The sequence below is a fragment of the Enterobacter asburiae genome, from assembly GCF_008080435.1.
Classification (GTDB): Bacteria; Pseudomonadota; Gammaproteobacteria; order Enterobacterales; family Enterobacteriaceae; genus Enterobacter; species Enterobacter asburiae_C.
On the sequence record NZ_VRKN01000024.1, the window covers coordinates 19,237 to 30,640 of the forward strand.

The 11,404-nt window shown below is 54.5% G+C and carries 15 protein-coding genes and 1 pseudogene; 5 read left to right on the forward strand and 11 right to left on the reverse strand.

Annotation, left to right across the window (positions count from 1 at the left end; translation table 11 throughout):
• From FU672_RS23230 to FU672_RS23240, 3 genes are read right to left on the reverse strand one after another with little or no spacing between them, the layout of a single operon-like run.
• Nucleotides 1-1,260, reverse strand: coding sequence for an NAD(P)/FAD-dependent oxidoreductase (locus FU672_RS23230; RefSeq protein WP_148245021.1), 1,260 nt, complete (start codon nucleotides 1,258-1,260; stop codon nucleotides 1-3).
• On the reverse strand, nucleotides 1,257-1,976 hold the full coding sequence (locus FU672_RS23235; RefSeq protein WP_148245022.1) for an SDR family NAD(P)-dependent oxidoreductase: 720 nt from the start codon (nucleotides 1,974-1,976) through the stop codon (nucleotides 1,257-1,259). The genes FU672_RS23230 and FU672_RS23235 overlap by 4 nt, the downstream gene beginning before the upstream one ends.
• Entirely contained in the window at nucleotides 1,973-2,407 is a 435-nt protein-coding gene (locus FU672_RS23240) for a nuclear transport factor 2 family protein (protein ID WP_148245023.1), read from the reverse strand. The genes FU672_RS23235 and FU672_RS23240 overlap by 4 nt, the downstream gene beginning before the upstream one ends.
• A gap of 248 nt (nucleotides 2,408-2,655) precedes the next feature.
• Between FU672_RS23240 and FU672_RS23245 the strand changes: the two genes are divergently transcribed.
• On the forward strand, nucleotides 2,656-2,862 hold the full coding sequence (locus FU672_RS23245; protein ID WP_410053339.1) for a hypothetical protein: 207 nt from the start codon (nucleotides 2,656-2,658) through the stop codon (nucleotides 2,860-2,862).
• Nucleotide 2,863: 1 nt separating this feature from the next.
• Nucleotides 2,864-3,649 carry a hypothetical protein gene (locus FU672_RS23250; RefSeq protein ID WP_148245025.1) on the forward strand — a complete coding sequence of 262 codons (786 nt, stop codon included), beginning with the start codon at nucleotides 2,864-2,866 and terminating at the stop codon, nucleotides 3,647-3,649.
• Here FU672_RS23250 and FU672_RS23255 read toward each other — a convergent pair.
• The gene (locus tag FU672_RS23255) at nucleotides 3,630-4,142 is read right to left on the reverse strand and encodes a GNAT family N-acetyltransferase (RefSeq protein ID WP_148245026.1); all 513 of its coding nucleotides are present in this window, start codon (nucleotides 4,140-4,142) and stop codon (nucleotides 3,630-3,632) included. The genes FU672_RS23250 and FU672_RS23255 overlap by 20 nt on opposite strands.
• A gap of 197 nt (nucleotides 4,143-4,339) precedes the next feature.
• Between FU672_RS23255 and FU672_RS23260 the strand changes: the two genes are divergently transcribed.
• Entirely contained in the window at nucleotides 4,340-4,927 is a 588-nt protein-coding gene (locus FU672_RS23260) for a phosphoglycerate mutase family protein (protein WP_262349055.1), read from the forward strand.
• Nucleotides 4,928-4,971: 44 nt separating this feature from the next.
• On the opposite strand, the gene FU672_RS23265 is transcribed toward FU672_RS23260, so the two are convergent.
• From FU672_RS23265 to FU672_RS23275, 3 genes are all read right to left on the reverse strand, one after another.
• Nucleotides 4,972-5,802, reverse strand: coding sequence for an oxidoreductase (locus tag FU672_RS23265; protein ID WP_148245027.1), 831 nt, complete (start codon nucleotides 5,800-5,802; stop codon nucleotides 4,972-4,974).
• Between the two features lie 105 nt (nucleotides 5,803-5,907).
• On the reverse strand, nucleotides 5,908-6,915 hold the full coding sequence (locus tag FU672_RS23270) for an AraC family transcriptional regulator (RefSeq protein WP_148245028.1): 1,008 nt from the start codon (nucleotides 6,913-6,915) through the stop codon (nucleotides 5,908-5,910).
• A 39-nt stretch (nucleotides 6,916-6,954) separates the two neighbouring features.
• On the reverse strand, nucleotides 6,955-7,446 hold the full coding sequence (locus FU672_RS23275; protein ID WP_148245029.1) for an OsmC family protein: 492 nt from the start codon (nucleotides 7,444-7,446) through the stop codon (nucleotides 6,955-6,957).
• 121 nt (nucleotides 7,447-7,567) lie between these two features.
• Between FU672_RS23275 and FU672_RS23280 the strand changes: the two genes are divergently transcribed.
• Entirely contained in the window at nucleotides 7,568-8,218 is a 651-nt protein-coding gene (locus tag FU672_RS23280; protein ID WP_148245030.1) for a GntR family transcriptional regulator, read from the forward strand.
• Between the two features lie 13 nt (nucleotides 8,219-8,231).
• On the opposite strand, the gene FU672_RS23285 is transcribed toward FU672_RS23280, so the two are convergent.
• Nucleotides 8,232-8,810, reverse strand: a complete 579-nt coding sequence (locus FU672_RS23285) for a TetR/AcrR family transcriptional regulator (protein WP_148245031.1) — start codon at nucleotides 8,808-8,810, stop codon at nucleotides 8,232-8,234.
• Nucleotides 8,811-8,913: 103 nt separating this feature from the next.
• Between FU672_RS23285 and FU672_RS23290 the strand changes: the two genes are divergently transcribed.
• Nucleotides 8,914-9,381 (forward strand): nuclear transport factor 2 family protein, encoded by a 468-nt coding sequence (locus tag FU672_RS23290; protein WP_148245032.1) that lies wholly within the window; start codon nucleotides 8,914-8,916, stop codon nucleotides 9,379-9,381.
• A gap of 39 nt (nucleotides 9,382-9,420) precedes the next feature.
• Here the strand turns inward: FU672_RS23290 and FU672_RS23295 are convergent, their stop codons facing one another.
• From FU672_RS23295 to FU672_RS23305, 3 genes and pseudogenes are all read right to left on the reverse strand, one after another.
• Complete coding sequence (locus tag FU672_RS23295) at nucleotides 9,421-9,960, reverse strand: ester cyclase (protein WP_148245033.1); 540 nt, start codon at nucleotides 9,958-9,960, stop codon at nucleotides 9,421-9,423.
• Between the two features lie 64 nt (nucleotides 9,961-10,024).
• The gene (locus FU672_RS23300) at nucleotides 10,025-10,744 is read right to left on the reverse strand and encodes an SDR family oxidoreductase (RefSeq protein WP_148245034.1); all 720 of its coding nucleotides are present in this window, start codon (nucleotides 10,742-10,744) and stop codon (nucleotides 10,025-10,027) included.
• Nucleotides 10,741-11,331, reverse strand: a pseudogene (locus tag FU672_RS23305) (oxidoreductase); the annotation flags it as partial. The gene FU672_RS23300 and the pseudogene FU672_RS23305, both read right to left, overlap by 4 nt.
• Nucleotides 11,332-11,404 lie beyond the last annotated feature (73 nt).

Genomic DNA, 11,404 nt, shown 5'->3' on the forward strand with positions numbered 1-11,404 from the left:
TCAGTTCCCCTCTCCGGCCGCTATCGCATTGACCACGTCCAGCGCGCTGCGCACGCCATCCTCATGAAAACCGTTGTACCAGTAGGCCCCGCAGTACCAGCTTCGCTGGTGACCATTGATCTCTCCGCGCCGCGCCTGCGCCCGCCAGCTTTGCGGGTTAAACAGCGGATGTTCGTAGACAAAGCGTTGCCAGACGAAGCGTTCGTCCACCGGCGCGTCCGGGTTCAGAGTGACGCAGAACAGCGGACTGCCCGCAGGCAACCCCTGCAGGATGTTCATGTTGTAGGTGACGCAGGCGCTGGCCTGGTCCTGAGCGCTCAGGCGGTAGTTCCAGCTGGCCCACGCGCGCTGCCGCACCGGCAGCCAGCGCGGATCGCTGTGTAAAACGACCTCGTTGCGCTGCCAGCCGATATCCCCCAGCACCTCGCGCTCTGCGGGCGTCGGGTCATCAAGCATCGCCAGGGCACTGGCGGAGTGGCAGGCAAAAATCACCCGATCGAAGGTATGGCAGCCATTTTCAAGCTGAAGCGTGACCCCGTGCGCGTGACGGCTCACCCGCTGCACCGGCGCGTTCAGGTGCAGCGTCAGGCGGTCGCCCAGCTTGTCGAGCATGGCGCGGATATACTCCCGCGAGCCGCCCGGCACCACGTACCACTGCGGGCGCTGGGTGATATCCAGCAGGCCGTGGTGGTGGAAGAATCGCAAAAAGAGCGGCAGCGGGAAACGCTTCATCTCCTGCAGCGACGATGACCAGATGGCGGCCCCCATCGGCAGAATGTAGTGGCGCGCAAAAAACGGCGTGAAGCCGTGCTGGTCCAGAAACGTCTGCAGCGTGGCGTTCGGGTTCACCTCCCCGCCCAGCGCCTGTTTTGCCAGACGATTGAAGCGGGCGATCTCCCCGAGCAGCCGCCAGAATGCCGGATTCACCAGGTTTCGACGCTGGGCAAACAGCGATGTCAGGGTGTGTCCGTTGTACTCCAGCCCCGTCGCAGGATTGTGCACCGAAAAGCTCATCTGCGTTTTTTGCCCGCTGATGCCCAGCTCGCTGAGCAGGCCTATAAAGCGCGGATAGGTGCGGTCGTTGTAGACGATAAACCCGGTATCGATCGCGTATGTGCCCTGTGGCGTCGATACGTCAACCGTTGCGGTATGGCCGCCGGGCGTGGCGTCCGCTTCAAACAGGGTCACCTGATGGTGCCCGGCCAGGCGCCAGGCGCAGGTCAGCCCGGCGATGCCGCTGCCGATAATCGCAATGTTCATGAACGCACCATCCTGCGCAGCAGCGCGCGCTGAAGAAACGCAGGCAGTCCGGAGAGCAGCCGCAAAATGAAGCCAAACCCGACAGGAAATGCGATATGCATTTTCCCAGCCGCCAGCCCGATACGGATCGCCTTCACCGCCTCGTCGACGCTCACCCTGCCCGGCATGGCAAAATCGTTTTTCCGCGTCAGGGGCGTATCGACAAAGCCCGGCGAGACAATCGTCACGGCAATCCCTTTTGGCTCCCAGTCCAGGCGCAGGCTTTCGGCAAACCAGCTCAGCGCGGCTTTGGACGCGCCGTAGGCCTCTGCCCGTGGGAAAGGCAGCCAGTGGGCCATGGAACTCACCAGCACCACGCGGTTGCCCGCAACCAGCTGCGGCTGTAGCGCCTCGAGGCAGTTCACCGGGCCGAGGAAATTGGTGTTCATAACCCGCTCCACCAGCGCCGCATCCACCACGCCTCCATCGAGATATTCGCAGGTACCGGCACAGAGAATAATCAGATCGGCGTAGCTGCCGGTCAGCGCCTGGCGACAGGCGTCCCTGTCTGTCATCTCGAACAGGCGAACGGTGAGATTGGGGCAGGTCTGATGCAGCGCCTCAAGACGCGCCGGATCGCGCCCGCAGGCAATCACATGGTAGCCGTCAGCGGAAAAGGATTTCGCCAGCCCGGCGCCAATGCCCGAGCTTGCGCCGGTAATCAGCACCGTCTTCATGATTTGATCCTCCGCTTCACTCCACGTACCGCCCAACCCAGCAGAGGAAGGTGTTCGTAGATCATCTCTCCCGCATCGTAGTAGTCGCGCTGGTGTGTGATGAGATCGTTTTCGGTCTGCACCACTGAGCATCCCGGCAGTTCGAGCGGCTCTCCCCCGGCAATGCGCGGGTGCGACCAGTGCATTACCCAGGTGACAACAAACCGGCTTCCGCTGCACAGCGGCGAATCAATGGTAAAACGGCAATGCTCGACGTTGGCCAGCAGATGGGTGAAATAGCGCTGAAGCGCGAAAATCCCGTCATGTTCGCCAAACGGATCGATAAGCGAGGCATTCGAATGGTAAAGCCCCACCAGCGCAGACGGCGGCTGACTATCCAGTGCGGCGTAGTACTCAACAAACCGACTCACGACAGAGGGCAAAGTGCTCATGGGTCACATCCTGGCTGTAAACAACGTGGCGTAATCGCATAATTAAAACTTACACAATTAATGTTATTTGTCCAAGTTTGTGATGATTTATTTTTTATTTTAACTACATATCAATAACTTAAATATTATCAAAAGAGTGGGTTTTGTAGGCCGGGTAAGGCGCAGCCGCCACCCGGCTTTAACTTTCAGGATATCCTTAAGGCAAACTCGCCGGTCTTCTTCCAGGCTTATCCTTTTTATTCATAAGGATGCCTGCCGTGAAACGCTTCTTTTTCTCCCTTTTCTCCAGCCCCGAATCCTTGCTCCAGGTGATGAGTCAGCAGGAAATCATTGAAGCCGTGGAAGATGGCGATCGCATCATCATCGACCAGGACGGAAACGCCTCGGTGAACTACAAAAGCAACGAGGTGCGGCAGGATTTTCTGCGTCACGTCGACACGCTGAAGAGGGCCTGATATGGGAACGGCGATATTTATGGTGCTGATGGTATGCGGGTACTGGTACACCAGCCGCGACCTGTCGACCCGCTTTAAAATCAAGCGCTCATTTGGCTGGGACGTCTATTTCCTTGTGGCGCTGTACGGCTGTATTTTCGTTCTGCAGGGCGTAATTGCCACTGGTCTGCTCTGGCTGCTCCTGCTCACCTTTTCCGCCGCCAATAACGCTTTTCACTTTGCCTCACCGAAATATACCGACTGGCAAATCGACTTTATGAACTGGAGCTTTTTAGGCATTCAGGCGCCGGTGGTCGTGATGCTGGCGTTTGCCATCCTGTTTTGCCTCTACCGCTCTAACTGGGCAGGCAGCGCCAGGCTGGACGGTGAAAGCCGGAAAAAGCTCTACAAACGACTGGCGCAGTCGAGCGGTATTGAACAACTGCTGTACCAGTGTATGGAGCAAGGCGAACTGGCGCAGGTCACGCTCCGGTCCAGGCGGATTTACGTAGGCATGATCCACACCGCGACGCTGGAGTATGAAAAAACGGCCAATATCGTGCTGATCCCGATGTTAAGCGGCTACAGAGACGCGAAGACGATGAATTTGCGCATCGAGAATAATTACAGCAAATGGTATGCGGAGCATGACATCACGCTCGACTCCGAACCCCGAAGCGCCATGTCATTCCGGAAGGTGATTTTACTCAATCAGATTGAGAGTATCTCGCTGTTCGATCCCGCCAGCGCCAGCGCGCTATCGCTGGCACAGCGCGACGAGAGTCGCCCTAAAGAGACATCCCCATAATCCTGACTATGCTCTGCTGTGAAGCGGTTTCGAAAAGGACGTTCTTAATGCAGAGCATGCCCTGCTTCTGGTAGAACCGGTACGCTCCCGCGTTCTGCTCCAGCACTTCCAGCCAGAGATACTCTTTCCCCCTGCTCCGGGCCATGTCGGTGATGTTGCTGAACATCACCTGGCCATAGTTCTTTCCGGTCTCGGCGGGGTCAAGGTAGAGCTTGTTGAGGAGAACGCCCTTCTTGTCCGTTTCTGGAATCATGGCTTCCCAGGTCACTTTCATGAATCCCACAGGCCTGTCGGTCTCTGCAACATACCAGGAAACAGCGTTATCTTTCAGGCTCTGTTCAAGTACAGAAAGCGCGTAATCGCCATGCAGAAAATCCTTCATCTCTGCCTCTGACACCCACAAATGCTGAAAATGGGCGGGATAGATGCGGTATCCCAGCTCGCTTAAAAGCGTTGAATCGGCCCCGGTGGCCTGTCGAATGCGAAGAGTCATGGAGAATATCCTTACTAACCCGCTTTACGTGTGATGCCGTGCGAAACGAGAAAGACAAAAAACAGTTAAATTCTTGCGACATATATTATTGCGGTGAACGACGTTAAGTACAGCCCGCGTGTTATGTATATCGCACTGACACACCAAAACGGGTGGGTGAAAACTCTCATCAGATCGCGCTAGTCTGGCTGTGATGAATGGAAGATCAGGACTCGCGATTAGAACGTATGGAAATTATTTTGATGCGGCATGGAGAACCCCATTACAGGGGCGCGCCAAAGGTCTCGTGCAGGGAAATGCCGGAGTGGATCGACAGCTATAACCTCTCTTCGACGGGCAGCGACATTCCGCCTGAAATGGCTCAAATCCAGGCGTACCGCGCGCTCGCTTTCCTCAGCAGCCCACTCCCGAGAGCCCTTTCATCGTTGAAAACGCTGGGGTGTGCACCGGGCTTAATTGATGATGTATTTCGGGAGGCGGAACTGCCGGTATTTCGTATCCCGGGGTTACGGTTATCGCCTTTTTACTGGGCGGCGCTGTTTCGTGTTCTTTGGCTCTGCGGCCTTTCTGGCGAGGCAGAGTGCGTTAACAGCGCAAAAAACCGTGCCGCTAAGGCGGCTGAGATCCTCGTGACGGCGGCTAAGGGCTCCGACGGTCCCGTCTTGCTCATGGGGCACGGGATCATCAATCGGTTTATTGCAAAAGAACTGATCGCATCAGGCTGGAAAGAACAGACTCGTCCGGGTAAAGGGTACTGGGGAGCGGGAGTTTACAGCATTGTATAGCGGCGCATGCTGAGGCCGAGGGTTTTTAATCCTCGGCGCTCGGGTCATCGCGTCTGGCTAAGAATAACGCGATCGAACAGACGGTCTCCCAACCAGACGCGCATGCGGATGAGCACCTTGGCATACTTGCCGGCTGCATAGCGTGTACGCGGATGAGGACTTGCAACGGCGCGGGCAACCACGTCCGCAATCACCTTCGGGTCGCTGCCTCTACCATTCCCATAAGCATTTTTGATCGTGCCCGCCACCTTCCCCACCAGATGACCATAAGGGCCACTTGCTGAGCGTTTGACAATATTGCCGCTGACCACATCACCAAAACCTGTCTCGATTAAACCCGGTTCAACAATCACAACCTTAATTCCAAATCCAGCCACTTCAAGGCGCAGACAGTCAGACCATCCCTCGAGCGCATGTTTCGTTGCGTGGTACCAGGCTCCCAGAGGGGTGTAAATTTTCCCTCCGATCGAAGTGATATTGATAATATGTCCGCTGCGTCTGGCGCGCATGGCCGGGAGCAGCAGTTGCGTAAGGCGGCCCGCACCAAACACGTTAACCTCAAACTGATAGCGAGCTTCATCAATACCGATCTCTTCTACCGGTCCATAGAGCCCAAAACCCGCATTGTTGACCAATACGTCAACCCCACCCGTCTGCGACACGATGGTATTCACTGCAGCCAAAATGTCTTCATCACGTGAGATATCCATCCGCAAAGGGAGCGCGCCAAGCTGGGCGAGATCGTTCATTTTCTCAACGCTACGAGCAGCAGCGTAAACCTGATAGCCATCCTGAATAAGACGACGGGCGATGACTTTGCCCATACCTGACGATGCACCGGTGACCAGCGCGGTTTTCTTGTCCTGAGTAAACATAAATACCTCGGTGAGTAGACTGTCGTTAGTTTGCTCCCCTTCGGTCCAATGTTAACTAGCGTATCGCGCCATATGACTCGCAAAATGCGCCATCATAGCCATAGATTACTCAAGACGCATGGCGGTTCTGGCCGCTTCAGGGGTCTGCCCCGTCCAGGTCATAAATGCGCGATAGAATGAGTTAGGATCTTCGAAACCCAGTAAAAAGGCGATCTCATACCCGGAAAGACGCGTATTGCGAAGATAATGACGGGCCAGGTGTTCACGACACGCGTTGACAAGGTTGCGAAAGTTGTCCCCTTCCTGCTCAAGCCTGCGCTGCAGCGTGCGTTTGCTCATTCCCAGACGCTCCGCCGCTTTTTCAATAGTCGCTTCGTTACCGGGAATAAGTTCCAGGAGTACCGCGCGTACGCGCTCGGCGGTTGAAGCCATTTCATTTAACTGGCTGAGACGACGCTGAAGTTCCGGTTCAAATACCTGCCACATCCCCTCATTTACCGTTAAAAAAGGTCGAAGAGCATCAGCCGCGGAAAAGCTGATGGCAGGCTGTTCTCCGTATCGCACGTCAATACCAAAGAAATGGGAAAAGTGGCTGTTCTGAACCGCTGAAGGCAGCGCAGAAACACGGACTTGCAAGGGGTTAACCGGTTCGCGGGTCCCCAGTCGCAGAAGCTTGAGCAGGAAGCCTAGTTCTGCTACCTGCAAAAACGGTGGGAGAGCTGTCGCAAAGAGCCAGCGCGGTGAAACGGTAAGATTGCCGTTTTGATCCACCGTGGTCTCCAGAACCATGGGTGCAATAAGCTGTTTATATCTGGCCAGACGCTGGACAGCCTGCATCATGTTGCTACTACACAGTGCGGCAAAAAGTGGTGGATCAAACACATCCGCAGAGATCGATTCAATGAGCGGCACGGGAAAGGCAGGATCGTTCGTTTCGGTCTCCAGCGCGTTCCAGAAGCGGATGTATTCATTCGTATCGAGTCCGCGCGCTTTTTGCAAAAAGAGATCGTCAGGTAATCCTGCCCTGCGGAGAATGCGTTCTGGCTCAAGCCCCGCGTCTTTCAGCAGCGTTTTCCAGCTTATATCGAGTGCGAAAGTACGGTTACAGGCCATTTGTTCATTTCCGGTGTGAAGGTTATTCAACGCTTAGCGTTATTGTTCATCGACGGGTGAACGGGCGCTATGCAGTATTGTTGGCTGGCAGGTCACCGGGAAATTCAGCGAGTTAGCAATAAAGCAAAGCTCATGCGCGCGATGATGAAGTGCCACAGCGCGCTCGATATCATCCCCAGGACGAAGCGTGATGTAGGGCTTGAGCACGATAGAGGTGAAACACCCCTTTTCTCCTTCGCGCATCGTTCCTTCCGCCCGGTCAATATAGGTATAAACGCTTATCCCCGCTTCCGCGCAAAGATGCAAATACCATAATTTGTGACAGGCAGAGGCTGACGCGACAAGAAGATCTTCAGGATTCCAGCAAGACGCATCGCCAAGAAACGCAGGATCTGACGAACCTGAAATCGGAGATTTATCACCCGCCGTGATGTCATAAAGCCGATCATAGGCTTTATAAGTTTCCGTTCCCCGCCCTTTGTTCCCTTTCCACTCAACCTTAACCTGATAATGATGTTCACGATGGCTCATCTTGATGCTCCCGATAATGATATCCGATGGATTTTGCTTGCGATGTTTGTTCGCGCGTTCCCTGTCTCGACGTAAGCTATCAGATGGTATACCATTATTCCATCTTTTCAGGAGAAACAGTATGCAACTGAACGCCCTTTCGACCCCGGACGTGCTCGCCAGTGAATTAAGAAAGATGATTAACAGCGGACGTCTGCGTGATGGAGAGAGGCTTGTTGAAAGGGATCTCGCCAGTCATTTTTCAGTCAGTCGAATTCCGATGAGAGAAGCGATCAGACAGCTTGAACGCGATGGGCTGGTGGAAATTTTCAGAAACCGCGGCGCTGTTGTCAGAACGCTATCCGTTGAAGATCTGGATGAGATTTACTCCCTGCGCGCCTTGCTGGAAGGTGAAGCCGTCTTTCAGAGCGCAAAAATCGTGAGCTCTGATACGCTTGCGAGAGCCGAACTGACGCATACGCTGCTCGCCAGAACGACTGAATTTGAAATGCAGGGCACACTAAACCGGGAGTTCCACGATCTTGTCTACAGCGGATGCAAAAACCAACGCCTGCTGAAGCTGATTAATGATACCCGCAATCAGATAGAGCGGTATGAATACCTTCAGCGAAAGCTGCTTTCCGAAACCCCGGTTTTTCAGGATGACCATGCAGGTATCCTTACAGCCTGCAAGGAACGGGATGCAGAGAAAGCGCGAGCTGAAGTCATGCGACACATTCATAGTGCCGGAGAGATGCTGAAAGCGTTCGTCAGCCGTCGCGTTGAGGGTTAAGGGGGACGTCTGATTAGTCCCCCATTAACCCTGCTAATGCCCTCTTCAGCGGAGTGATGACATCATCCGTATCCATGCCCATTTGCGCGTGAATAATTGCGCCGTCAATGAGCAACATGATTTCGTTGATGACGCGTTCATCAGAATTCTGCGTCAGCACAGCAATAATTTTCTTTGTTTCTAATTTATGATTGCGGCATATCGCTTTTATTTCGCTTTCAATATCTTCTGATTTTGCCTCTGCGCTGGCATTAATAAACGCACAACCGTGGAACTCGGGTGAAATAAACCATTCGTAAAGCGTTGCAGATATCGCTTCAGAAGGTATTTCGCCTTTGTCGAGATGTCGACGCAGCGTGGTCTCAAACCAGTCAATCCATATTTCATGCCGATAGTGCAAATAGGCGAGAATAAGTAAACTTTTACCCGGAAAATGGCGATAGAAAGTCACCTTTGTCACTTTAGATGCTTTAATCAGCGTATCCACCCCCGTCGCCCTGAAGCCTGTGGAATAAAACAGATCGTGCGCCGTAAGTAATATCTTATCTCTGACGCTGATTTTTGTATCGTTACCTGCGGGTTCTGTTTTCACTTTTGGCTAGCCTCAAAACGGATGTTGACAGCGTTATTTTACAGGCATAGATTACCGCATGTAGACAGACCTGTCTACATCATATAACGCAGAGGTAATCGCAATGAACACACGCCCTCCTTTACCGCCCTTCACCCGTGAAAGCGCCATCGAAAAAGTCAGACTGGCAGAAGATGGCTGGAACAGTCGTGACCCGGCGAAAGTCGCGCTTGCCTATACGCTGGATACCCAGTGGCGCAACCGCGCAGAATTCGCCACCAACCGTGAAGAGGCCCGGGCGTTTCTGGAGCGGAAGTGGAAAAAAGAGCTGGACTATCGTCTGATTAAAGAGCTATGGGCATTTACGGATAACCGGATCGCGGTACGCTATGCCTATGAATGGCATGATGATTCCGGCAACTGGTTCCGCTCGTATGGCAATGAAAACTGGGAGTTCGAGCCGGACGGGTTGATGAAGCGCCGCTTTGCCTGCGTAAACGACATGCCGATAAAAGCCTCTGAGCGACTGTTCCGCTGGCCGCTGGGCAGACGCCCGGACGATCACCCCTCGCTGAGCGATCTTGGTTTATAGGATTTTCGCATCACTCCGGGCCACCCCGGAGTGGTGAATTTACAGTGCGCCCAGCTGTTTCATCAGCGTCAGGTTGTCCTCAATGTGCCAGTTAGCCACAATCTTCCCGTCTGCGATCTCATAAATATCCGTGGCGATAAAATCTATTTTCTGCCCCTTGCCTTTCAGCTTGCCAGATGTCCCGGTGAAGGTGCCGTGAAAATGTAAATGCGAGACCACGCGATTGCCTGAAATAATCATTTGCTCAATGTCACAGCGCAAATCAGGCACGGCTGCACGAAACGCCCGGGAGGCTAAAATAGCGCCTTCGGGGCCTTGCTTACGACCTTCCGGAGGCGTTTTATCAACAAAACTTGCCGCCAGGGCATCACGTGCCAGGGTTTCATTACCCGTGTTCCAGAACGAGGCATATTCACGGGCAACAGCTTCATTCGCTTTTAATTGCGCCTGCGGCAGGCTGTTGTCCACAATAATCTGCTCCGGTTTCAGCCATTCCCCCTGCGCCGAAAACGTGGTGCCCGACAGACCTGCAAGAATAACCATCGCTACAGCCGAATAAAAATACGTCGAATATTTCATGTTATCTCTCAATAGAGTATTACGTTACCCGCAGACAATTTCCTGCGGTTCAAATCAGAGGGAGTCAATTAATTAACGCTCCACCTTCAATATCAATGACCGACCCGGTGATAAAGGGATTATCAATGGCGAAAAGATACCCTTGCGCGATGTCGTCCGCCCTTCCCCAGACTTTGGCTGGCAGGGTTTCCGCCGCGCCAGCGAGCATTTTTTCCCGCGCGGCAGCGTCCATCCCCGCATACGCTTCCGTGTCGGTCAGCCCCGGACTCACAGCGTTGATGCGCAGCGGGGAAAGCTCTTTCGCCAGCACTTTTGTCGCGGCCTCAATGGCGGCATTCATCGTCGTTTTTACAATGGCACCTGCCACGGTGCGGCGCGCCACAAACCCGCTGGTGAACGTCAGCGTACCGCGGGGAGCGATGTTTCCGCTGAGATAGCGGGCAACATTGATGCTTCCCCAGAATTTTGTATCAAAGGCCAGCCTTGCCGCACGGAGATCCAGTCCGGAGAAGAGCCCTCCCGGTGCCTGTGAACCCGCCGTGACGACAATATTATTTACCTCGCCCAGCGTTTCACTGAGCGCAACAAGCTCTGCCTCACGGCTGATATCCAGCACGAGGGTGTGTACAGACGCGGCATGGGCGCTCAGACGCTGCCGCGCGGCGTCCAGTTTCGCGCTGTCGCGACCCGCAAGAATAATCTCCTCGCCGCGCCCGGCAAGCAGGCTACCCACGGCGTAACCGATGCCGGAAGCACCGCCGATAATTAAGGTTTTATGGGTCATAATGTTTCCTCCTGCAGGGTGTACGTTGGGTAATCGGTATATCCCGTGCCGGTACCGCCAAACAGCGTGGCGGGGTCGCGCACCTGGGCCAGAGGCAGTTGGTGCGCCAGCCGGTGTGGTAAATCCGGGTTGGCAATAAACGGCCGTCCGAAGGCAATCAAATCGGCATAGCCAGCAGCAAGGATTTTTTCCGCTTTTTCAAGGTCATAGTTCCCCGCGACGATAAGGGTTCCGCTAAACGTCTCGCGAAGCGATTGACGGAACTGTTCAGGTACCTGCGGCGCATCGTCCCAGTCGGCTTCCGCCAGGTGGATGAACGCAATCCCTTGTTGTTCACACCAGGCCGCGAGAGCAATTATGGCTTCCGTTACCTGCGGATCGTTCATCCCGCGTTGGGTAATAAACGGGGAAAGGCGGATGCCCGTACGTTCGCGGCCAATAGCCTCAGCAATGGCGCTTAACACCTCCTGAGCAAAGCGGATCCGGTTCGCCAGCGTGCCGCCGTACTCATCCGTGCGTTTGTTGGATGTCTGGCGCAGAAACTGGTCGATCAGATAGCCGTTTCCGCCGTGAACCTCTACGCTATTAGGCGACAATTACCCCGTCCGCATCGCGACAATTACTCTGGCCTGTTTGTAATCTGAGCGTCCTGTTTCTTCT